Genomic DNA, 21,958 nt, shown 5'->3' with positions numbered 1-21,958 from the left:
ACCATGGCGCATTTTGACTGGCGCAGCTGTTTTGGGCAGCTGCTTGCAGAACTGGAAAGTACGGGCGAAAGTAATTGGGCAAAAATTATCAAAGCCCAGCTGGCCCATCGTTTTGACGACAACCCCCACGGTGATCTCGGGCGCTGGAATTCAGCAATGAATAGCCTTCCGGATATCCCCGGTACAACGTCAGACCTCAACGCCTCTGCGATTAGCCTCAGCTCCCCCACGAGTCTGGACGCCGTTCAGCAACTGGCGCTTGAAAACGGGTTAAGGGGTCTGATGCCTTGGCGCAAAGGGCCCTTCGATTTCTTCGGCACCCATATTGATACCGAATGGCGCTCAGACTGGAAGTGGGACAGGGTCTCACCCTATCTTGCGGATCTCTCTGGCCGGCGCATTCTGGACGTTGGCTGCGGCTCTGGTTATCACTGCTGGCGAATGCTGGGCGAGGGGGCCAGGCGTGTGATTGGCATAGATCCGGGGCTGTTGTTCATGTTCCAGTTCCTGAGCGTGAAGCGCTATGTGGGCGAAGCCCCCATCGATCTGCTACCCATACGCATGGAAGACCTGCCAGAAGGGCTTGAAAGTTTTGACACCACCTTCTCAATGGGCGTTCTCTACCATCGCCGATCACCTCTCGACCACCTGTTGGAGCTGAAAGGCACGCTACGTCGAGGCGGCCAGTTAGTGCTGGAAACTCTTGTTGTGGATGGCCCTGAGGGCTACAGTTTGATGCCGGAAGATCGCTACGGGCAAATGCGGAACGTGTGGTTTTTACCAAGCTGCGACACGCTTCTGCGTTGGCTGGATCGCACCGGTTATCGCGACGCTCGTGTGGTGGATGTATCCGAAACCACCACCGAAGAACAACGCAGTACAGACTGGATGCGCTTCAACTCCCTTCAGGATTTTCTCGATCCGGAAGACCCTACAAAAACCATTGAAGGCTACCCTGGCCCCAAGCGCGCCACCATCGTTGCCGAGAAACCCTGACAATAAAAAAACCGCCGTACCAATGAAGGCAGGGCGGTTTTTTTCAATGGTTTACCACTTACTCATCAAACGGATGGCGTAGGGTAATGGTCTCAATCCGGTCAGGGCCGGTGGAGATGATGTCAATGGGCGCATCAATCTGTTCTTCCAGGAACTTGATGTAAGCTCTGGCATTTTCCGGCAACTGATCCAACTCAGTCAGCCCGACAGTGCTCTCGCTCCAACCGGGTAGCTCAACGTATACCGGCTCAATATTTGTGTAACTGTCACACCCGATGGGTGGGCGGGTCATTTCACCGTCAGGCGTTTTGTAGCCTACGCAGACCTTAACGGTCTCCAAGCCATCAAGTACATCCAGTTTCGTCAGGCAAATACCCGACACACTGTTAATCTCAATGGCATGATGTACTGCGACCGCATCAAACCAACCACACCGGCGTGAACGACCCGTTGTCGTACCAACCTCATTACCTTTAACTGCCAGGTATTCACCCGTGTCATCAAAAAGCTCTGTCGGGAAAGGGCCTGCACCCACACGAGTGGTATAGGCTTTGGTAATTCCCAGCACGTAATCCAGATACAAGGGGCCGAACCCCGAACCTGTAGCTGTGCCACCAGCGGTGGTATTGGAAGATGTCACGAACGGATAGGTTCCCAAATCTATGTCCAGCAAGGAGCCCTGGGCGCCTTCGAACATGATGTCTTCACCACGCTTGCGGTAGCCGTGAAGCAGATCTGTAACATCGGCTGCCATGGGCAGAATTTCCTTGCCCATTTCCATCAGATCTTCCAGGGCCGCGTCTATGTCTTCGGCTTCTTCCTTGAAATACTCTGTCAGTACGAAGTTGTGATAAACCATTAACTCCCGTAGTTTCTCTTCGAAGTCTACCGGATTGTGAAGATCCCCAAGACGAACGCCGCGACGAGAAACCTTGTCTTCATAAGCTGGGCCTATTCCGCGCCCAGTGGTACCGATCTTGTCATTACCTTTGGCACGCTCACGAGCCTGGTCGATACGCACATGGGTACGCAGAATAATCGGGCAAGCCAGGCTGATGTGGAGTCGTTCGCGAACATTAACGCCAGAGGCCTCCAGCCCCCGAACTTCCTTAAGCAAGGCCTCCGGTGACAGCACAACACCATTGCCAATCAAGCACTGAACGTTCTGCCGGAGAATACCGGAGGGAATCAGATGCAAAGCCGTTTTCTTGCCATCGATCACCAGAGTATGACCGGCGTTGTGGCCTCCCTGAAAACGAACCACCGCTGCGACCTTTTCAGTCAGCAGGTCGACGATCTTACCCTTGCCTTCATCACCCCACTGGGTGCCCAGCACAACAACGTTTTTACCCATGATTCTCTCTCAATGCGCACACATTAAGACGTGCGTCTCGCAAATTTGGCAAATGTACCTTCATGTGTTCGTAGCAGTCCGCCGGGATCAACCCAGCCCCTGTACGACCCAACGTTCACCCTGTTTTACCAGCTTCCGGTCACATCCCCGGGTAGAGGGATCTGCCTCTGTGTCTTCCGGCAGTGCCCGGATAACAGTTTCCGTTTTTCTCAATTCGGATATCGCCTGTTCCAGCGCTGCATCTTTTTCTGCAGGCGCCCACACTGCTCGACGAGGCCTGGCCGGGCGCTCACCCAAACTCACCAATGCCCGAATATCAAGGCTGAAACCTGTGGCGGGGCGGGCACGACCAAAATCACTGCCAATGGCATCATAACGACCACCCTTGCCAATCGAGTCACCATGGCCCGGCACATAAGCCGCAAACACCAAGCCTGTGTGATAGTTATAGCCACGCAGTTCGCAAAAATCGAACCCGAAGCTGACCTCGGGATAATCTCTCTCAAGCATTTCGGCAACCCGGCCAAGCTGGTCCAGCGCGGCGCTCAGATTGCTGGAAGCGCCGCTCAGAATTCTGCGAGCTTCAGTCAGTGCTTCCGCACCGCCGCTGACCCGGGCGAGCTCCCTAAGGCGAGCACCGGCTGAACCATCAGGGCAGTCGCCGAGTAATTTGTCCAGCTCAGGGACCGATTTGCGCGCCATGGCATCAAAGATTGCCGCACTTGTGTCCCGATCAAACTCAGCCTCACCGATCAGGCTTTCATAGATGGCGACGTGCGCCAGATCCAGGTGAACACGAGACAAGCCAGCAACGCGAAGCGCCTCCAGCATCAAACTGATAACTTCCAGGTCGGCCGATTCAGAGGCACTACCGAACAATTCACAGCCAGCCTGAATAGGCGTACGCCCCGCGAGCATATGTTTGGGGCGGGTATGCAGCACATGCCCGGCATAACACAGGCGTGTGATCCCTTCCTGCCCCAGGGTGTGAGCGTCAATGCGCGCCGCCTGGGGAGTCATATCGGCCCGAACACCCATCATGCGCCCTGTCAGCTGATCAGTCAGCTTGAAGGTTTGCAGCTCCAGATCGTGTCCGGTTCCGGTAAACAGGGATTCGACGTATTCAATGAGCGGTGGGATTACCAGTTGGTAGCCCCAGCGCTGGCAGGTATTCATTACATCCCGGCGCAGGGATTCTATCTGTCCGGCCAGTGGTGGCAAGATATCTTCCACCCCGTCCGGCAGTAACCAGCGATCAGATACTGTCATGAGATTCCGTTGTCCATCCCGCACAAGCCTGTTTTCATTGCGAAAGAAGCGTGCAGGTTTTTTAAGGTGACACTCGGGGCAGAAAAACCCGAACCAAAACCTGAGGGATTTTACACTGTTGGCAGGCACAAAAAAACCGGAATACCTGAGTATCCCGGTTTTTAACTGCGGCCAGTGTTTACTGCGCTACGTTTGCACCTTTGGAATCATTAAGAAACTTCATGAATTCACTGTTGGAATCTATAACCATGATGTCATCTTTGTTCGAAAAGGTGTTGCGGTAAGCCTGAAGGCTTCGGTAGAAGCTGTAAAACTCCGGGTTGGAACCGTAGGCATCCGCGTAGATGCGCGCAGCCTCACCATCCCCTTCACCGCGAGTTGTTTCGGAAGAAGCAAATGCTTCTGCAAGCGTCACAGTCTTCTGCCGATCTGCGTCTGCCCGAATACCTTCTGCCAGTTCACGACCACGGGAACGGAATTCCTGAGCCAGCTTCTCACGCTCTGTTGCCATGCGGCGATAGACGTTTTCGCTGACCTGTCCCGGGAATTCGATAGCTTTGACCCGAATGTCTTTCACGTCAATCCCGAATTCTGTCACAGACGTTTCGTTTACCCGATCACGCAGCGTATGCATTAGCTCGTCACGTTGACCCGACACAACCTCGTGCATGGTGCGCACGCCAAATTCATCACGCAGACCATTATCCACCCGGGACAACAACAGCGACTGAGCACGGAACTCGTCCCCACCAGTTGCCCGGTAGAACTGATCCACATCGCGGATCTTCCAGGCGATGTAGGAGGTAACGTCCAGCGGCTTCTTTTCAACCGTCAGATACTGCCTTGAGGGCAGATCCATGGTCAGCACGCGGATATCAAACTCCCGAACCTGATCGATCACCGGCACTTTGAAGTGAATACCCGCCTGGATATCGGTTTCAACCAGTTCACCAAACCTCAGCATCACGCCGCGGTGGGTTTCAGGAATAATAAACACACTCGACAGTACAAGCAGGACAACAATCAGGGCGCCTGCAAGGCCCACTACACCTTTAGGTCCCATAATTATCTGCTCCTCCTAACATTCGTATCCTGCCTGGTTCGCAATTCCTGAATAACGCGATCCGTCAGTGCTTGTATGTCTGTCTGACCACCACTGGCACCAGAAGACTGATTCCCGCTACGCGGCAAAGTGCCGCCCTGGGCAAACCGATCAAGAGGCAAATACATCATGTTGCCGCTGCTCTCTGTGTCCACCAGGATCTTGCTGCTGCTGGACAGAACATTTTCCAACGTCTGCAAATACATACGCTCTCGAGTCACTCCGGGCGCCATCTGGTACACGGCCAACAACTCGAGGAAACGCGCAGTTTCACCACGGGCACGCTCGATAACTTCCTGCTTGTAAGCACTCGCTTCTTCAATCATGCGCTGGGCCTGACCACGAGCCTCAGGAACCACCTTGTTACGGTAGGTTTCTGCCTCTTCCTTAACCCGCTGCTCGTCTTCACGAGCTCTTTGTACTTCACGGAACGCATCCTGCACCGCCGCCGGTGGCTGCGTGCTCTCAACGTTTACCCGGACAATTTCAAGGCCGGTTCCGTATTCCTGAAGAAACCCTTGCAGCCGCTGTTCAACTCGAACCGCCAGCTCTGCACGACCTTCAGTTAGCACATCATCAAGGGATGAACTGCCCACCTCGTGACGCAGTGCACTATCTGTTGCAAATGCCAACGCCTGGTTGGAATCCCGAACATTCAGCACGTAATCCCGGGCGTCGTTCACACGGTACTGAACCTGCAAATCGACGGTGACCAGGTTCTCGTCCTGAGTCAGCATCTGGCCGCTGGACTGGGCCGTTCTGACGTTGGTCACGCGTACTTTGGTCACGTCATCAATCAGCGGTACCTTGAACCTCAAGCCGGGGTTTTCAGTTTTGGCATACTCCCCAAACCGCAAAACAACCGCGCGCTCCTGCTCGTCGACCGTATAGAACGATTGAAAAATCACATAACCCAAAACAAGAATGGCAGCTAGCGCGAGAACGGCACCAAAACCGCCGGCTCCGCCTGAACCAGCACTGCCGCCGTCGCCGCCAGACTTTTTACCTTTGCCACCCAGCATTTTATTAAGCTTGTCGAGGCCTTTCTTCAGCGCCTCATCAAGATCAGGTGGTCCTTGATCATTACCGCGACGACCACCAGTTCCCCAGGGGTCATTATCGTTGCGGTTTCCACCCGGTTCATTCCAGGCCATAGTGCTCTCCAAGTTCCTAAGATATCGAATGGCTGCAAATACTAGGGATTTATCTTCGTCCCGGCAATAGCTTGCATGGTTTCAGGCTTGCCCTTCATCCAGGCGCACCGTTTCTTCAGTCATTTCGGCGCGGCTCAGAAGCTGCATCCAGTCCCGATATTGCAATCGAATTTCAAGTACGGTCTCCCCGGTTTCACGGTGGTCTTCACTAAGCACAGATCCAGCCTCGTGCAGGAGCGCCCGGAGCTTACCATCGGCAGGCCCGAGCAGAACAAAGTGATGAACAACATCCTCAGCCAGCCGCTCAACGATTGCATCGTAAAGACCATCCAGGCCCTCACCCGTAACCGCGGACACCCAGACCCGAACAGGTACACCGTCCTCATTACGCTCAACCCGCGGTGCAAAGTTGTCCAGCAGGTCGATTTTGTTGAACACTTGCAGTACAGGTATCTCATCGGCACCGATTTCCGCCAGCACGTCTTCAACCTGTTCAATGTTTTCATCGCGCCGACTGTCATGGCTATCCACAACATGCAGCAAAATAGTTGCTTCGGTGGTCTCTTCCAGAGTCGCACGAAATGCTTCGACCAACTTGTGGGGCAAGTGCCGGATAAAACCTACAGTATCCGCCATTACGACCGGGCCGATATCGGGAAGTTCCAAACGCCGTATGGTTGGATCCAGAGTTGCGAACAACTTGTCCGCGGCGTAAACGGACGACGTGGTAATCCGGTTAAAAAGAGTGGATTTGCCGGCGTTGGTATAGCCGACCAACGACACCGTTGGAATATCAGCACGTTTGCGAGCGCGGCGACCCTGGTTTCGCTGTTTGCGAACCTTCTCGAGTCGTTTGTGGATAGACTTCATTCGTTCGCGTAGCAGTCGGCGGTCGGTTTCGAGCTGGGTTTCACCCGGACCGCGAAGACCAATTCCGCCACCCTGGCGCTCAAGGTGGGTCCAGCCCCGAATCAATCGCGTTGACATGTGGTCGAGTTGCGCCAATTCTACCTGCAGTTTGCCTTCATGAGTGCGGGCGCGCTGAGCAAAAATATCAAGAATTACACCTGTACGATCCAGCACGCGGCATTTGAGCTCTCGCTCAATATTTCGTTCCTGACTGGGGCTGAGGGCATGATTAAACAGAACAACATCGGCCTCATGCAGCGCTACAGCAGCTTGTATCTCTTCGAGCTTACCCTCGCCTACAAAAAGTCTCGGGCTGGGCTGTTTGCGGGTACCGGTTACAGTTCCAACTGCCTCTACCCCAGCAGACATCACAAGCTCCCGGAACTCATCCGGATCTTCAGTGCCGTCGTGAGAAGAAAATTCGATGTGTACGAGTATCGCTCGCTCACCTACATCCGGGCGATCAAACAATGGGCATCAACTCCGCTAGAATCGGTTTATTAGAATTATAAAAACAAACACCCGCGGCCCTCGGAACGCCATGGCTCGTCAGGAACGCGGGTGACAACACCGGAAACCCGGACAAATCAGTCTTCAGGCTCATCCTCTCCCGCCGGGTTCTGCTGGGGAAGGCGAACATTCCGGGCAGGTACAACAGTAGAGATTGCGTGCTTGTAAACCATCTGGCTGACAGTATTTTTCAGCAAAATCACAAATTGGTCAAAAGACTCTACCTGCCCTTGCAGTTTGATACCGTTAACCAGAAAGATGGATACCGGAATGCGCTCCTTGCGTAAGGCGTTAAGGTAAGGGTCTTGTAACGAGTGCCCTTTTGACATGTGTGTTCTCCTGTTTTTTTCAAGTGGGTGCAGATCGTCATTAATCAATGCTAAATGTGGTGTGATGTCTGATGTTTTTCAAGGCTACTTCAACGATATTCTCGTCTTCACTGTCCAGCCAGTTCAAATCAGACCACTTCCGAAGCCATGTGAGCTGCCGCTTGGCCAGCTGTCGGGTGGCCGCAACGCCTTTGCTTACAAATACGTCATAATCATCTTCGCCAGCCAGATAAGACCATGCCTGGCGATATCCAACACATCGCATGGAAGGAAGGTCAAGGTGCAAATCACCTCTGGCCATCAGGCCCCGAACTTCGTCCAGAAATCCTTCTTCCAGCATATTCAGGAACCGACGCGCTATTCGCTCATGCAGCACACGCCTCTCCGGAGGCGCTATAGCAAGCTGTGCCACAGTATACGGAAGCGATGAAGTTTCGTCTGCCTGCCATTGAGTATAGTAGGTGTAATCCTCAATACCTTGGCCACTGGCATCTTGCTGCGACACTTGGCTGCCATCAGCCTCCCAGAAAGCTGAAATTGGCCGACCTGTCAGGCGGATAACCTCAAGGGCCCTTAAAAGCCGTTGACGATTGTTCGGGTGAATCAGTTTCGCCGCCATCGGATCCCTGGCCCGAAGCTCTTCATACAATGCGGGCCATCCGCGTTGGTTTGCTTCTGTTTCCAGGGTTTTGCGAAGCTCCAGGTTGGCAGAAGGCAGCCCGGACATCCCGTGCAGCAATGCCTTGAAATACATCATTGTGCCGCCTACCAGCAGTGGTATACGACCAGCACGGGAAATTCGATCCATTTCAACCAGCGCATCCCGGCGAAAATCGGCAGCAGAGTATGTTTCGGCCGGATCGCAGATATCGATGAGCCTGTGCGGAGCCCGCGCCAGCTCTTTCGCAGTAGGCTTGGCTGTGCCTATATCCATTCCCCGGTAGATCATCGCTGAGTCAACGCTGATAATGTCACACGGCAGCCGATCGCAGAGCGCCATAGCCAGGTCAGTTTTACCCGACGCTGTCGGCCCCATCAAAAAGATGGCGGGTGGTTTGCTGGCTTCAGGGCTTTCAGTTTGGCTTTTCAATGGCAACTTTAGCGCCCTCGCAGAAACAGCTTGTCCAGCTCCGCCAGGGTAACCAGCGTCCAGGTGGGGCGCCCGTGATTACACTGACCACTGCGCTCTGTGGCTTCCATATCCCGCAGCAGGGAGTTCATTTCAGGAATAGTAAGCTGCCTGTTGGCTCTTACTGAACCATGGCAGGCCATAGTTCCCAACAGTTCGTGGGTAACGGCTTCGACCCGATCGCTTTGGCCGTGCTCAATCAAGTCAGACAGCACATCTCTGACAAGCTGCTCAGTATCCGCCCCTCGCAACAGTGCAGGCACCTGCCTGATGGCCAGGGTTTCTGGCCCGATACGCTCAATCTGTAACCCAAGTTGTTGCAACTCAATGCCGTGAGTCTCAGCCAGCGCCGCTTCCTTTTGACTGACAGAGAGAGACAAAGGTACCAGCAGCGGCTGGCTTTTGAGATCCTGGTCTGCCAATGCTCGCTTCATACGTTCGTATGTAATGCGCTCATGAGCTGCATGCATATCAACAACGATCATCCCGGCACTGCCTTGGGCCAGAATGTATATTCCATGCAATTGGGCTATGGCATACCCCAGAGGCGGCTCATCATTGCCGTCCGCATGTGCTGCTTGACCCAGTGGCATAACCGGCTTGTCATCAAACGATGCCGGTTCTTGCCGCGCGCTCCCGCCGCCACCCCCAAGCGAGTTATAAAAAGCCATTTGATCACTGGCCTGCCACTCTTGCTGCGATGCTGCCCGCCCCATAAACCCGGAGGCAGAAGCAGCCCCACCAGCAGAGGGCGCTGCAGACTGCCCGCTCCAGGGCTGTTGTTGCTGTGCAGGGCTTTGACCCGCACCCACCGCTTCATTCTGCCCCGCAGTTTCCCGGCCAAATGACTGCGCCACCGCACCACGGAAGTGATCGTCCGGCCTCACATCAGCCAGCGCTTTATGCAGCGTGCGAAAGATGAAGTCGTGCACCAGGCGCCCATCACGGAAACGCACTTCGTGCTTTGTAGGGTGCACGTTTACATCAACAGAAGCCGGGTCAACCTCCAGGTAAAGAACAAACGCCGAGTGGCGGTTGTTGTAAAGCACATCACGATAAGCCTGGCGCACAGCATGGGCAACCAGGCGATCACGGATTACCCGACCATTAACAAAGAAATACTGCAGATCGGCCTGGCTACGAGAAAAGGTAGGCAGTGCAACCCAGCCCCAAAGCCTCAAACCTGTGGCCTCGGCATCAATCACTACAGCACTGTCGATAAACTTCTGCCCGCACAGGGCGCCAATGCGGCGCTCTTTGTCGAGCATGGACTCAGCTGGTCGCAGGTTATGCACAACTCTCTGGTTATGACGCAAGGTGAAACCTGCATCAAACCGACTCAGAGCCTGGCGGCGCACGCTTTCTTCTACATGGTTAAACTCGGTTTTTTCGGTGCGCAGGAACTTGCGCCGTGCCGGTGTGTTGAAAAACAGATCCCGGACTTCAACGGTGGTTCCAACAGGATGCGCTGCCGGTGAGATCAGGGCATCCATATCACGACCCTCAACCTCTACCCTGGACGCAGCCTCCTGACCTTCGGTACGCGAGGTCAGCGTGAGACGTGATACTGAACTGATACTGGCCAGAGCTTCACCCCTGAACCCCAGGGAAGCCACGGACTCCAGGTCATCAAGGCTGGCTATTTTGCTGGTAGCGTGGCGACTGAGGGCCAGAGGCAGATCACCTTCCGCAATGCCGCAGCCGTCATCACGAACCCGGATCAGCTTTACACCGCCCTGCTCTATCTCTACTTCAACGCGGTCAGCTCCCGCGTCGAGTGCGTTTTCAACAAGTTCTTTGACGACAGATGCAGGGCGCTCAACCACCTCGCCGGCGGCAATCTGGTTTGCCAGCCGCGGCGAGAGTAATCGGATGGAGGGCATGTTTCGGGACTACCTCTTGTTCAGGATGCGGGAATACGAATGGTTTGGCCCACCATAACACGGTCATCCCTCAGGCCGTTAAACTGCATGAGTTCGCTGACGGTTGTCTGGTTGTCTCGCGCTACCCCGGACAGGGTGTCGCCACTGCGAACCCGATACTGGCTAACACGCGCATCACCCTTGCGGTTCTGCTTCTGCCATGCCAGCAAGGTGCCCGGTGGAGGTGTTTTCTGAAAGTACTCATCGATACCTCTCACTATCGCGGCTGCAAGCTTCTTGCGATACCAGTCGGTCGACAGGTTTTTCTCTTCCTGCGGATTGGATATGAAGCCCGCCTCTACAAGAATGGAGGGAATATCCGGTGACTTGAGAACCGCAAATGCTGCCTGCTCCACACCGGGTTTGTGCAAGTGCGCCACACCGCTGAGCTTGCCCAGTATCGAGCTGCCCACGCCCAGACTGGCGTTAATGCTGGCGGTCATGGAGAGATCAAGCAGCACTCCCGCCAGCATGTCGTCACGACCGTCGAGAGAGACCCCTCCGGTACCCCCAATCAGATCAGACCGGTTTTCACTTTGCGCCAGCCAGAGCGCCGTCTCACTGGTTGCACCACGCTGAGAAAGCGCAAACACTGACGCGCCTTTGGGTTTTGGCGTACGGAAAGCATCAGCATGCACAGATACGAACAAGTCGGCACTGTACTTGCGGGCCAGGATGGTTCTATCCCGCAGGCCGATATAATAATCCCCGGTACGGGTAAGCTTGGCGGTATAGCCAGGCTGTTTGTCGATCATTTCCTTAAGGATATGAGCCATTTTGAGCACCACATCTTTTTCCCGGGTACCCCTTGGCCCAATGGCGCCCGGGTCTTCACCTCCATGGCCCGCATCAATAACCACAACGACGTCCCGCTTGGCTCCAGTATTCTGGGTTACGGTTGGCTTGGCTGCTTTTTCCAGACGAGTGCCGTTCTCGTCAACAAGATCCAGAACCAGTCGGTGGCCATACTGTTGGTTAGGCTCAAGCTGGAAGCTTCTGGGCTTGATATCACTGGCAAGATCAAGAACCACCCTCAGATCTGTCCCATTGCGCGGCGCGCTGCGAATACGGCGAATTGGGCTACCAGACAGGTCAACCTTGTCAAAATCGGTTTTCAGACGGGTGTTTTTCAGATCAACGACCAACCGCGAAGGATTGGTTAGTGCGAACATCTTGTGCTCGACCTTGCCTTCAGTATCCAGCACCAGGCGAGTATGGTCCGGAGCCGGCCAGATTCGAATACCTTCCACCCGTGTGCCTGCCTGAGCCTGCATGGATGCTATCAGCAGCCACATGGATGCCAGAGCCGCCGCCAGGTTTATCATCAGCTTGTGTTTTTTCATACAGCTTGCCTGTTTATCCAGTTTTGGCCAGTTAATGATCCGGCCCGATCAGTTCCAACTCGTTCAAGAACGAAGCACCCAGCTCAGAACGCGCCCGGACAACCGCCGACCGGCCTTCACCCTGGTTTTCCAGGTGGATTTCAAGATCCGGATCCGGCAACAAACCTTCGCCACGTTCCGGCCATTCAATAAGACAAATACTCTCACCGGTGAAATAGTCCCGGATACCCATGTATTCCAGCTCTTCCGGGTCGCCCAAACGATAGAGATCAAAATGATAGGCTGGCGGGATCAATTCTTCGTATGGCTCAACCAGCGTATAGGTCGGGCTCTTTACAGAACCTTCATGCCCGAGTGCCCGGATAACTCCGCGACTGAGGGTGGTTTTACCCATTCCCAGATCCCCCTCAAGAAATACGGTCAACCCTTGACCCGACTCCTTTGCCAGGCGAGCAAGTTCGCTGCCCAGCCTTTCCGTCTCGGCCTCTCCGTCGAGAAACAATCTACGCTCGTTCCCGAAAATGCTCATTCCTGCTCCTCGCCCCGATTACGGGCTAACTCTGCATCCCGAAACACGTGCGGCAACGCATCGATTACATCTGTGGGTATTAAACCCATATATCCTTTATGGACAGATGCTCTGGCAGCGGCCTCCAGGTGCACAACTGCCCCCATTGCAGCAACTTGTGCCAATGACTCTGGCATCTGGGCATAAAGGGCACCAATGATTCCCGACAAGACATCTCCCATACCCCCGGTCGCCATACCAGGGTTGCTGCCACCGGCAATATCCACTGCCGCCTCACCGTGGGCGATAATCGTCCCGGCCCCCTTGAGCAAGACAGCACCACCATAGAGGGACTGCAGTTTTTTGGCTGCGGTAAGACGATCTGCTTCTACTTCCGCAATCAAGCAATCAAGCAGCCTGGCCGCCTCACCCGGGTGTGGCGTCAAAATCTGATTGTTGGCCGGCACAGCCGCTCGGGTTGAAAGCAGGTTGAGGGCATCTGCATCCAGTACGCGGGGCTTGCCGCTCTCCACCACCTGCTGAAGCATTTGCTGCCCCCATGCGCTCTGCCCCATACCTGGCCCGCATACGACGACCGTTGCCGCAGCAAGCAACGGCGGCAATTCCGAACCATGTGTCAGCCCGTGAACCATAACTGATGGACAGCGCGCCAACGCTGCAGTGACATGCTCAGGGCGCGTGGCCAGAGAAACCAAGCCGGCACCAGAGCGGGCGGCAGCTTCTGCCGCCATTATGCCCGCACCACCAAACCCCCGGTCGCCCGCCACTACCAGAACATGCCCGAAGCGCCCTTTGTGGGCATTGGCAGGGCGCTTGGGCAGCCAACCCTGCACAGATTTCCAGCTCCGCAGCAAGGCCACTGGGGTTTCGCCAGCGCGTGTGTCTGTATTCAATGCCTCAAACACCACATCACCACACACCGCAGCACCCTGCCCGGTATGCAGTCCTGCCTTGCGACCGATAAACGTAACGGTCATGCTGGCTTGCATCACCTCACCTTCAGCTGCGCCTGTGCTGGCATTCAAGCCGGATGGCAGATCAACTGCCAGTACAGGAAGCCCGGCACGGTTGCTACGCACGATAATGCCTGCAAACGGCTCTCTGGGAGCGCCGGAAACACCGGTACCCAGCATGGCGTCAACAATCAACCCGGAGCTTTCAAACAGGGCGTCCAGTTCCGGCTCGCCAGTATCTGCCAATTCCCGCACTTCGACACCGTCGGCAACCGCCTTTTTCCAGGCCTTGAGGGCATCTCCACTCAATTTCTCCGCGGGTGCCACCGCAACACAGTGCACTTTTAACCCGTGGCGCACCGCATGGGCCGCTATCAGGTAGCCATCGCCGCCGTTATTGCCGGCGCCACAAAGCACCAGCATGGGTTCAACGCCGGGCCAGCGCAGCGCCAGCCTGCGGAAGGCCGCACGGGCGGCGGATTGCATCAGGTCGAACCCATCAACACCCAGTTGTTCAATAATATGCTGATCGATGCGACGGACAGAATCGGCGGAAAACAGCGCATCTGATAAACTGCCTCCAGCGTGCTGTGGCATGAGCCTTTGCCCCCGTTACAGAAACCGGTTTAAGAAAATTGGCCAGCTATCTGTAAAGCATAGCAAAATCATGGAAAAGGTCATAACTTAATCAAATTAAATATCTGTTCGCCAAGCTCCCGCGTGGCGGGCACACCAGCGAGATTTATGAGCACATCTGAAACAGACATTTCACCCACATCGGAACTGGCTGATTTACCGGCACTTATCCGCCAATGGGCGAAAGAACTCGGCTTTTCGGATGCAGGTATTACAACTGCCGATACCGGAGAGCATGCACAACGCCTGAAGGACTGGCTGGACAAAGGCTATCAGGGCGAGATGGAATACATGGGCCACCACGGGGATAAACGCTATACCCCCAAGTCTTTGGTGCCCGGAACCACTCGGGTTATCTCTGTACGCATGGATTACATGCCTACACCGGACAGCCCAAAAGAAGCGCTTACTAACCGGGAAGGCGCCTATATTACTCGCTACGCCCTTGGCCGTGACTATCACAAGCTGATCCGGAAGCGGTTGGCGACTCTGGCCAAGAAAATTGACGACGTGGTGAGTGGCTATGATCATCGCGCCTTTGTGGACAGTGCGCCTGTGCTGGAGAGAGCACTCGCGCAACGAGCGGGTCTGGGCTGGATCGGCAAGAACAATATGCTGATTCATCCGAAAGCGGGCTCTTTCTTTTTTCTGGGGGAAATCTTCACCAGCGCCCCACTGCCGGTAGACCCTGCGTTTGAAACTGATCATTGCGGCAGCTGCTCTGCCTGCCTGGATATGTGCCCAACCAATGCGTTCGTGGACGCTCGTGTACTGGATGCCCGGCGCTGCATCAGCTATCTCACCATTGAGCTGAAAGGCAGCATTCCAGAAGATTTGAGAGCCCCCATGGGCAACCGTGTTTTTGGCTGTGATGACTGTCAGTTGGTGTGTCCTTGGCAGAAGTTCAAGAAGCCGACGCAAGAGGATGATTTTCAGCCGCGGCATGGCCTGAACAATAGTTCTTTGGCGGAGCTGTTTTTATGGACTGAGGAGCAGTTTCTGAAGCGTACCGAAGGATCGGCTATTCGCCGTACAGGTTATGAGGGCTGGCTGCGGAATTTGGCGGTTGGGCTTGGAAATGCGCCTTCTACCATTCCGGTTATTGAGGCGCTTAAACAGCGCGCGGACTATCCTTCGGAGATGGTCCGCGAGCATATTCAGTGGGCATTGGCCCGGCACGGCTTATAGCCTGAAGGTTACAGTTTGAAGAAGTGTTCGCGGTAGTGGCGCAGTTCTTCGATGGAGTCGCGAATGTCGTCCAGGGCCAGGTGGCTGCCTTTCTTTTTAACACCTTCGAGTACGTCTGGGCGCCAGCGGCGGGCCAGTTCTTTTACGGTGGAGACGTCCAGATTGCGGTAGTGGAAGAAGTCTTCCAGCTCTGGCATGTATTTCACGAGGAAACGGCGATCCTGGCCGATGCTGTTACCGCACAGGGGGGATTGACCTTTTTCCATGTGGTCTTTGAGGAAGGCGATGGTTTGTTGCTCGGCTTCGGCTTCTGAGACTTTGCTTTCCTGAACGCGCTTGGTGAGGCCGCTTTCGCCGTGGGTGCGAGTGCACCATTCGTCCATGGCTTCGAGCAAGCTGTCAGGTTGGTTGATTGCGATGACTGGGCCTTCGGCGATCAGGTTGAGTTCTGAGTCGGTGATGATGGTGGCCATTTCTATGATGCGTTCTTTTTCCGGGTCAAGGCCGGTCATTTCCAGATCGATCCATACCAGGGGGGTGCCTGCTGACATTCTTTTTCCCTCAACCATTTAGCTTTGGAGTGGGTGGAATGGCCGCCTTGCTTTCTGGGAACCGCTACGAGCACATCCATGTGCGCTTGTCGTCGGCCATCCTTGGCCGCCGGCATTCCCAGAAAGCAAGGCGGCCATTCCACATCTGAACTCGGTGATATATTCCGGATGATTCAAGTACTCTCGCGAGGCGAGCCGCTGTCCGGAAACTCGGTGATGTATATTCTATAAATCGGCTGAGTTAAAGCCGCACAATCTTTATTCCCGTATGATGGCACAGCAACTCCACCACTTACATCCGTGTTAACAGAGACTTTATGGCAAAACGGCAACTGAACAAGCAACAGCAATTCCGGATCAAGAAGATTCAGGAGGAACGTGCGGCCCGTGCAGCTCGCAAGGAGAAGTCGGTTCAGGCGCAGGCTGATGCTGGGGAACTGGGGCCGGAGCAAGAGGGTTTAATCATTGCTCACTACGGGCAGCAGCTGGATGTGGAAGCGCTGGAGGGTGAGCACAAAGGTGATGTTGTGCGCTGTTTTGTGCGGGCAAATATCGACAGCCTGGTGACGGGTGACCGTGTTGTCTGGCGGCCTGGCAAGAACGAAACCGGGGTGATTGTTGCCCGTCTTGAGCGGGAGAATCTGCTGCAGCGGCCAGACAATTTTGGGGCGGTTAAGCCGGTTGCGGCGAACATTGATCATATTATTCTGGTGATTGCGCCGGAGCCGGAGCCCCATGACAATTTGATTGACCGGTATCTGGTGGCTTCTGAAACCACGGATATTCCAGCGGTGATTCTGCTGAACAAGACGGATTTGATTACGGATGAGAACCGGGAGCAGATTGATGCGCTGTTGGCGCGTTATTCCGCTCTGGGTTATGAGGTTGTACGCACGTCTGCAATGCAGTTCGATGGTGGGCCTTCGCCGGAGGTTGAGGCGTTAGTCAAGGGCAAGACCAGTGCGTTTGTAGGTCAGTCGGGGGTTGGTAAGTCGTCGATTATTCAAACGCTGATGCCAGATGAGGCGATTCGGGTGGGGGCGGTTTCTGAGAGCACGGGCAAGGGTATTCACACCACTACAACGGCGAAACTATTCCATTTGCCTATGGGTGGCGATTTGATTGATTCGCCAGGGATTCGGGAGTTTGGCCTTTGGCACATGACGCCACAGGAGATTGAGTACGGGTTTCGTGAGATTCGTGAGGTGATGGGTTACTGCAAGTTCCGAAACTGCAGGCACATGGGTGATCCGGGGTGTGCCATTGATGCAGCAGTGGAGTCGGGCGCGCTCAGCCCGGAGCGGCGGCGCAGCTTTCACCGTATTCTTCAGGATATGGCGGAGCAGCAATCGCGGGGTTTAAAAGCCGACTGACTAGCAGGCTCCGGGCGGCTTACCAGTTTAGTTCGCCCGGTGCGGGTTCCTCTTTTTCTTTCTTCCAATCGCCGCTTTCCAGCTTTTCCATGGCCTTTTCCTGTTCGTCTTCCGAAGGCACTGTGAGGTCAATCAGCGGCGCACCCTTGGCGCTGGCACTGCTGTGGATGCTGCTCACGGTTTTCTTGTTGAGTACGATAATGGAAATCCGGCGATTTATGGGCGCAGTGGGTTCATCCTGGTCAAACAGCACTGAATCACTCAAACCCACCACCCTGGCGATTTGTTCAGCGCGCACGCCACCGGCCACCAGTGCCCGGCGCGCGGTGTTGGCGCGGTCTGCGGAGAGCTCCCAATTGGTGTAGCCGGGGCGGCCGCCGAAGGGTGTGGCGTCTGTATGGCCGGTGATGCTGAGTTTGTTATCTACTGCCCCAAGAGTTTTCGCCAGCTCAAACAGGATTTCCTGTGAGTAGTACTTCAATTCGGCCCTGCCGATGTCGAACATAGGCCTTCCAGAACGGTCTACGATCTGGATCCGCAGCCCTTCATTCGTGATATCGATCAGCAGTTGGTCTTTGAACTCTTTCAGGGTTTCGTTTTCTTCAATTCGCTGCTTCAGCTCTTGAAACAACTCTTCCATGCGGCGCTTTTCGAGGGTGTCAGACAGCGTATCAACCACTTCATCCGCTATTACGACCGAGCTTGATTCTACATCCGGGCTGGCTTCATTGATGACAGAGGCGCTACCCCCAAGGTCCACGGGGTTTGGCGTACCGCCTTCTGTAAAACCGACCGGGTCGCGGAAATAACCTTCCACCGCTTTGATCTGCTCTGGTGATGCGGTTGCGGTAAGCCAGAGCACAAGAAAGAAGGCCATCATCGCGGTTGCAAAGTCGGCAAATGCGACCTTCCAGGAGCCACCGTGATGGCCCGCGGCGACAACTTTCTTGCGTTTGATGATGATCGGCTGCTGTTCCAAAAATATGCTCCGGGCTTAGCCTGTATTATTTAGAGCGCACGTGATCGTTCAACTCCTGGAATCCAGGGCGCTTGTCTGTAGGCAAGGCTTTTCGGCCAAACTCAATGGCCATTTGCGGAGCCTGTCCGGAAACCGTTGCAACAATGGCAGACTTCACGCATTCGTAGGCTTTGAGCTCGTACTTTGCAGAATGCTCCATGGCAATGGATGTCGGCCCAACAAAGCCATAGCCCATCCAGATACCTATGAAGGTGCCCACCAAAGCGGCGGCCACGCTCAAACCAATGCGCTCGGGGCCTTCACTGAGAAAGTTCATGGTGATAACGATGCCAAGCACTGCCGCCACAATACCAAGCCCCGGTAAGGCGTCTGCAATTTTGTTTACAGCATGGGCTGGCTCTTCAAGTTCTTGCTGGCGGCTGTCAATTTCATTTTCCATCATGCCCTCCAGTTCATGGGTGGCCATGTTTCCGGCGCTGATGATACGCAGGTAATCAGTAATAAAGTCGAGCAGCGCCTGTGATTTCATAATGGCCGGGTAACGGCTGAATATCTCACTGGAGTCGGGGTTGTCGATATCTTCTTCAATAGACATAACACCCTGCTTGCGGGATTTATCAAAAACCTCATAGAGCAAGCTCAGTAAATCCATATAATAGGATTTATTGAACGGAGAGCCGGTCAGCAGGCGCAAGATACCAGCGAACACTTCTTTTACTGTATGCAGTGGGTTGGCAATGACGAACGAGCCGAGCGCCGCGCCGAAGATGATGAGCAGCTCAGTCGGCTGCCATAACACCATAAGATTACCGCCGTGGAGGACGTAACCGCCCAGAACACTGGCAATAACAATCACTGAGCCAATAATAAGTAGCATGGGTAAAAAGTAGGCCTTATATCGAGGTTTCAGGCGAGTGCCGGCCATCATCACGGCTTTTCTGGCCTGATAATAGCAAGCCTCTGCAGTATCCGCGAAGCCCGGACACAATTTCTATACATGCAGACACCCAATCAACACTCTAGCAGCACTATTTGTTAAACTTCGCGCCTTAGAGCCCAGAGGACCTCAATTAAATGTTCGACAAGCTGTTTATTCTGAGTCAGTACGTCACTCCGCAGCTTGCAGTTTCCCGCGCTGCAGGCCGTCTGGCGGATAATGATCGCGCCCCTGCGCTTAAAAACCGGGTAATCAAGTGGTTTATCAAACGCTATGGCGTGGATATGAGCGAAGCCGCAGAGCAGGATCCAACGGCCTACCCCAGTTTTAATGCGTTTTTTACCCGGGCACTTGAACCAGGCTTGCGCCCTGTTGCCGAAGGTGAGAGCACTTTTGTAAGTCCTGTGGATGGGGCTATCAGCCAGATTGGCCAGATTGCTGGCGACCGGGTTTTTCAGGCCAAAGGGCAGTCTTTCAGTCTGCTAGAACTGCTGGGTGGCGATGAAAAGCGAGCGGAGCCCTTTCATGCTGGTGAGTTTTCTACCATCTACCTCTCTCCCAAGGATTATCACCGCATTCACATGCCGATGGCGGGAACGCTTCGGGAGATGATTTATGTTCCTGGCAAGCTGTTTTCGGTAAACCCGGTTACTGTGGAAAATGTGCCTAACCTGTTTGCCCGGAATGAGCGGGTTATTTGTATGTTTGATACGGCTGCCGGCCCTATGGCTCTGGTGCTTGTGGGCGCGATGATTGTGGGTAGTGTGGAGACGCCTTGGGCAGGGGTTGTAGCGCCCAATAGCAGTGGCGTGAGCACGATTACTTATGAGGGCGAGAGTGCTATTTCGTTTGCCAAAGGTGAGGAGATGGGGCGCTTCCGTTTGGGCTCTACGGTGGTGATGGTTATGCCTAAGGGTAGCGTTACCTGGAATGCTGATCAGGTGGCGGAGAAGGTGGTTCGCATGGGTGAGGCATTTGGGGAGCTTTCTGCCGAATAGTCCTTTCAGTCTGAGCTTGGTGCCGGCACTTGTCGGCACCTCGTCATCCCCTCTTATCCTCTAGCCTTCTTGCCCCTTGAGTCTGGCATTGCCGGGAACCTCTCCCCAAAACACGCTGTAAATACGTCCCTGTACGCTCCGCTCCGCCATCCATGGCTCCGCAGGGTTTTGGGGAGAGGTTCCCGGCAATGCCCCGCGGCTTTTGTGGTGCCTTCAGGCTCTCTCTATAGGAAATGCCTGTACATCAGCTATGTTACGGGTACCGACTTTTAGCATGAGTAGGCGGTCAAGCCCTAAAGCCACGCCGGCGCAGTCTGGTAAGCCGTGCTCTATTGCTGCCAAAAAGGCTTCATCGACTTCCATTTCTGGTTTTCCATCCGCTATTCGCAAGCGATTGTCTGCTTCAAAGCGGGCGCGCTGCTCTTCTGCATTGGTGAGTTCCCAATAGCCATTGCATAACTCGATGCCGTCGATATAGAGCTCGAAGCGGTGGGCTACGTCGAAGCCGTCTACTTTGGAGATCCTCGCCAATGAGGCTTGGGAGGCCGGGTATTGGTTGATGAATACGGGGGCTGCGATGCCGAGGTTGGGTTCGACGGCGAAGCTCATTAACAGGTCGAGGCAGCCGTCGCGGCTGAGGTCTTTCAGTTGTTCGGGTTCGAGCCATTTCCCGCAACGCTGGTGCAGATCGCGCTCTGTCGCCACAAAGGGGTCTATGTCGGCCCAGGTGATCATTGCTTCGCGGTAGCTTGTTACTTGTGGTCGGGGGCATTGCAGCCAGCCGCACACAAGGTCGGCGACTTCTTGCATCAGGGCTTTGTCATCAAAGCCTGTGCGGTACCATTCCAGCATGGAGAATTCGGGGTTGTGGCGGCTGCCGCGTTCGCCGTTGCGGAAGACTTTGGAGATTTGGTAGATGGAGCCGGAGCCTGCAGCCAGCAGGCGTTTCATGTGGTATTCGGGAGAGGTTTGTAGCCAGCCACCTTTTATACCCTGAACATCTACCTGTGCTGATATGCCGTCGAGGTTGGGCTCGGTTACGCCGCAGCGGCCCAGTATCGGGGTTTCGACTTCCAGTACGTCGCGCTGGGCAAAAAAGCCGCGCACAAAGGCTGACTGTTGCGCGCGGCTTTTCATGGCTGCCCGGGAGGCAGTGGGCTGCCAGTCAGGCTGATTTATCATGTAGCGATCAGTTTTTAACCCGGTTCATGTATTCACCGGAACGGGTGTCGACTTTGAGCACTTCGCCAATGGTGATAAACAGGGGTACGCTGACAACTGCACCAGTAGACAGGGTTGCAGGCTTGGATCCGCCCTGGGCTGTGTCGCCTTTCATACCGGGGTCGGTATCCACAACTTCCAACTCGACGAAGTTTGGCGGAGTAACTGTCAAGGGCGCGCCGTTGTAGAGGGTTACGGTGTAAACGTCTTGCTCTTTGAGCCACTTGAGTGTGTCGCCGACCGCTTTTGCGTCTGCTGCATACTGCTCGAAGGAACCATCTGTGAGCATGAAGTGCCAGAATTCCCCATCGGTGTAGAGGTATTCCATGTCCTGATCCATAACGTCGGCCGCTTCAAGGCTTTCACCAGACTTGAAGGTGCGATCCCAAACGCGGTTGGTCATCAGGTTGCGCAGCTTAACGCGGTTAAACGCTTGACCTTTACCGGGTTTTACAATTTCGTTCTCGACAATTATGCAGGGGTCGCCATCAAGTAATACTTTAAGACCGCTGCGAAATTCGTTGGTAGAATATGAAGCCATGAAATGCCCACCTGCCAAAATGTTGTTTAGATTTC

The 21,958-nt window shown here is 54.7% G+C and carries 20 protein-coding genes; 4 read left to right on the top strand and 16 right to left on the bottom strand.

Annotated features, from left to right (window positions below):
• The first annotated feature begins 3 nt into the window (after positions 1-3).
• Positions 4-996, top strand: a complete 993-nt coding sequence (gene cmoB / locus CDH47_RS04550; RefSeq protein WP_100638611.1) for a tRNA 5-methoxyuridine(34)/uridine 5-oxyacetic acid(34) synthase CmoB — start codon at positions 4-6, stop codon at positions 994-996.
• Between the two features lie 58 nt (positions 997-1,054).
• Here the strand turns inward: cmoB and CDH47_RS04545 are convergent, their stop codons facing one another.
• From CDH47_RS04545 to CDH47_RS04495, 11 genes are all read right to left on the bottom strand, one after another.
• A complete protein-coding gene (locus tag CDH47_RS04545; RefSeq protein WP_100638610.1) occupies positions 1,055-2,350 on the bottom strand; it encodes an adenylosuccinate synthase in 1,296 nt (431 codons plus the stop codon).
• Positions 2,351-2,437: 87 nt separating this feature from the next.
• A complete protein-coding gene (locus CDH47_RS04540; RefSeq protein ID WP_100638609.1) occupies positions 2,438-3,619 on the bottom strand; it encodes an ATP phosphoribosyltransferase regulatory subunit in 1,182 nt (393 codons plus the stop codon).
• A 178-nt stretch (positions 3,620-3,797) separates the two neighbouring features.
• Complete coding sequence (gene hflC / locus CDH47_RS04535; RefSeq protein ID WP_100638608.1) at positions 3,798-4,682, bottom strand: protease modulator HflC; 885 nt, start codon at positions 4,680-4,682, stop codon at positions 3,798-3,800.
• A 2-nt stretch (positions 4,683-4,684) separates the two neighbouring features.
• Complete coding sequence (gene hflK / locus CDH47_RS04530) at positions 4,685-5,875, bottom strand: FtsH protease activity modulator HflK (RefSeq protein WP_100638607.1); 1,191 nt, start codon at positions 5,873-5,875, stop codon at positions 4,685-4,687.
• A gap of 81 nt (positions 5,876-5,956) precedes the next feature.
• Entirely contained in the window at positions 5,957-7,255 is a 1,299-nt protein-coding gene (hflX, locus tag CDH47_RS04525) for a ribosome rescue GTPase HflX (protein WP_100638606.1), read from the bottom strand.
• 116 nt (positions 7,256-7,371) lie between these two features.
• Entirely contained in the window at positions 7,372-7,623 is a 252-nt protein-coding gene (gene hfq / locus CDH47_RS04520; protein WP_100638605.1) for an RNA chaperone Hfq, read from the bottom strand.
• A 40-nt stretch (positions 7,624-7,663) separates the two neighbouring features.
• Complete coding sequence (gene miaA, locus CDH47_RS04515; protein ID WP_100638773.1) at positions 7,664-8,659, bottom strand: tRNA (adenosine(37)-N6)-dimethylallyltransferase MiaA; 996 nt, start codon at positions 8,657-8,659, stop codon at positions 7,664-7,666.
• Between the two features lie 62 nt (positions 8,660-8,721).
• Positions 8,722-10,635 (bottom strand): DNA mismatch repair endonuclease MutL, encoded by a 1,914-nt coding sequence (mutL, locus tag CDH47_RS04510; protein WP_100638604.1) that lies wholly within the window; start codon positions 10,633-10,635, stop codon positions 8,722-8,724.
• 20 nt (positions 10,636-10,655) lie between these two features.
• On the bottom strand, positions 10,656-11,969 hold the full coding sequence (locus tag CDH47_RS04505) for an N-acetylmuramoyl-L-alanine amidase (protein WP_193601573.1): 1,314 nt from the start codon (positions 11,967-11,969) through the stop codon (positions 10,656-10,658).
• A gap of 79 nt (positions 11,970-12,048) precedes the next feature.
• Positions 12,049-12,546, bottom strand: a complete 498-nt coding sequence (tsaE, locus tag CDH47_RS04500) for a tRNA (adenosine(37)-N6)-threonylcarbamoyltransferase complex ATPase subunit type 1 TsaE (protein ID WP_100638603.1) — start codon at positions 12,544-12,546, stop codon at positions 12,049-12,051.
• Positions 12,543-14,096, bottom strand: a complete 1,554-nt coding sequence (locus CDH47_RS04495) for an NAD(P)H-hydrate dehydratase (RefSeq protein ID WP_100638602.1) — start codon at positions 14,094-14,096, stop codon at positions 12,543-12,545. The genes tsaE and CDH47_RS04495 overlap by 4 nt, the downstream gene beginning before the upstream one ends.
• A 147-nt stretch (positions 14,097-14,243) precedes the next feature.
• Between CDH47_RS04495 and queG the strand changes: the two genes are divergently transcribed.
• The gene (gene queG / locus CDH47_RS04490; protein WP_100638601.1) at positions 14,244-15,323 is read left to right on the top strand and encodes a tRNA epoxyqueuosine(34) reductase QueG; all 1,080 of its coding nucleotides are present in this window, start codon (positions 14,244-14,246) and stop codon (positions 15,321-15,323) included.
• A gap of 8 nt (positions 15,324-15,331) precedes the next feature.
• On the opposite strand, the gene orn is transcribed toward queG, so the two are convergent.
• The gene (gene orn / locus CDH47_RS04485) at positions 15,332-15,874 is read right to left on the bottom strand and encodes an oligoribonuclease (RefSeq protein WP_100638600.1); all 543 of its coding nucleotides are present in this window, start codon (positions 15,872-15,874) and stop codon (positions 15,332-15,334) included.
• Between the two features lie 317 nt (positions 15,875-16,191).
• Here orn and rsgA point away from each other — a divergent pair, with 317 nt between their 5' ends.
• The gene (rsgA, locus tag CDH47_RS04480; RefSeq protein WP_100638599.1) at positions 16,192-17,247 is read left to right on the top strand and encodes a small ribosomal subunit biogenesis GTPase RsgA; all 1,056 of its coding nucleotides are present in this window, start codon (positions 16,192-16,194) and stop codon (positions 17,245-17,247) included.
• A 19-nt stretch (positions 17,248-17,266) separates the two neighbouring features.
• Here rsgA and motB read toward each other — a convergent pair whose 3' ends face one another.
• Both motB and motA read right to left on the bottom strand, forming a co-directional pair.
• Complete coding sequence (motB, locus tag CDH47_RS04475) at positions 17,267-18,226, bottom strand: flagellar motor protein MotB (RefSeq protein ID WP_100638598.1); 960 nt, start codon at positions 18,224-18,226, stop codon at positions 17,267-17,269.
• Between the two features lie 25 nt (positions 18,227-18,251).
• Positions 18,252-19,103 (bottom strand): flagellar motor stator protein MotA, encoded by an 852-nt coding sequence (gene motA / locus CDH47_RS04470; RefSeq protein ID WP_100638771.1) that lies wholly within the window; start codon positions 19,101-19,103, stop codon positions 18,252-18,254.
• A 197-nt stretch (positions 19,104-19,300) separates the two neighbouring features.
• Between motA and asd the strand changes: the two genes are divergently transcribed.
• A complete protein-coding gene (gene asd, locus CDH47_RS04465; protein WP_100638597.1) occupies positions 19,301-20,161 on the top strand; it encodes an archaetidylserine decarboxylase in 861 nt (286 codons plus the stop codon).
• Between the two features lie 213 nt (positions 20,162-20,374).
• Here the strand turns inward: asd and epmA are convergent, their stop codons facing one another.
• Entirely contained in the window at positions 20,375-21,343 is a 969-nt protein-coding gene (gene epmA, locus CDH47_RS04460; RefSeq protein ID WP_100638596.1) for an EF-P lysine aminoacylase EpmA, read from the bottom strand.
• A 7-nt stretch (positions 21,344-21,350) separates the two neighbouring features.
• Positions 21,351-21,923 (bottom strand): elongation factor P, encoded by a 573-nt coding sequence (efp, locus tag CDH47_RS04455; RefSeq protein WP_100638595.1) that lies wholly within the window; start codon positions 21,921-21,923, stop codon positions 21,351-21,353.
• Positions 21,924-21,958: the final 35 nt, after the last annotated feature.

This window comes from Marinobacter salexigens (assembly GCF_002806945.1).
GTDB lineage: Bacteria > Pseudomonadota > Gammaproteobacteria > Pseudomonadales > Oleiphilaceae > Marinobacter > Marinobacter salexigens.
The sequence above is the reverse complement of the archived record's forward strand: the minus strand, read 5'-3'. Positions and strand labels throughout refer to the sequence as shown.

Coding starts and splice junctions, on each gene's coding strand:
- cmoB (WP_100638611.1), top strand. CDS start 4: ATGGCGCATTTTGACTGGCGCAGCTGTTTTGGGCAGCTGCTTGCAGAA.
- CDH47_RS04545 (WP_100638610.1), bottom strand. CDS start 2,350: ATGGGTAAAAACGTTGTTGTGCTGGGCACCCAGTGGGGTGATGAAGGC.
- CDH47_RS04540 (WP_100638609.1), bottom strand. CDS start 3,619: ATGACAGTATCTGATCGCTGGTTACTGCCGGACGGGGTGGAAGATATC.
- hflC (WP_100638608.1), bottom strand. CDS start 4,682: ATGGGACCTAAAGGTGTAGTGGGCCTTGCAGGCGCCCTGATTGTTGTC.
- hflK (WP_100638607.1), bottom strand. CDS start 5,875: ATGGCCTGGAATGAACCGGGTGGAAACCGCAACGATAATGACCCCTGG.
- hfq (WP_100638605.1), bottom strand. CDS start 7,623: ATGTCAAAAGGGCACTCGTTACAAGACCCTTACCTTAACGCCTTACGC.
- miaA (WP_100638773.1), bottom strand. CDS start 8,659: ATGGGGCCGACAGCGTCGGGTAAAACTGACCTGGCTATGGCGCTCTGC.
- mutL (WP_100638604.1), bottom strand. CDS start 10,635: ATGCCCTCCATCCGATTACTCTCGCCGCGGCTGGCAAACCAGATTGCC.
- CDH47_RS04505 (WP_193601573.1), bottom strand. CDS start 11,969: ATGTGGCTGCTGATAGCATCCATGCAGGCTCAGGCAGGCACACGGGTG.
- tsaE (WP_100638603.1), bottom strand. CDS start 12,546: ATGAGCATTTTCGGGAACGAGCGTAGATTGTTTCTCGACGGAGAGGCC.
- CDH47_RS04495 (WP_100638602.1), bottom strand. CDS start 14,096: ATGCCACAGCACGCTGGAGGCAGTTTATCAGATGCGCTGTTTTCCGCC.
- queG (WP_100638601.1), top strand. CDS start 14,244: ATGAGCACATCTGAAACAGACATTTCACCCACATCGGAACTGGCTGAT.
- orn (WP_100638600.1), bottom strand. CDS start 15,874: ATGTCAGCAGGCACCCCCCTGGTATGGATCGATCTGGAAATGACCGGC.
- rsgA (WP_100638599.1), top strand. CDS start 16,192: ATGGCAAAACGGCAACTGAACAAGCAACAGCAATTCCGGATCAAGAAG.
- motA (WP_100638771.1), bottom strand. CDS start 19,103: ATGCTACTTATTATTGGCTCAGTGATTGTTATTGCCAGTGTTCTGGGC.
- asd (WP_100638597.1), top strand. CDS start 19,301: ATGTTCGACAAGCTGTTTATTCTGAGTCAGTACGTCACTCCGCAGCTT.
- epmA (WP_100638596.1), bottom strand. CDS start 21,343: ATGATAAATCAGCCTGACTGGCAGCCCACTGCCTCCCGGGCAGCCATG.
- efp (WP_100638595.1), bottom strand. CDS start 21,923: ATGGCTTCATATTCTACCAACGAATTTCGCAGCGGTCTTAAAGTATTA.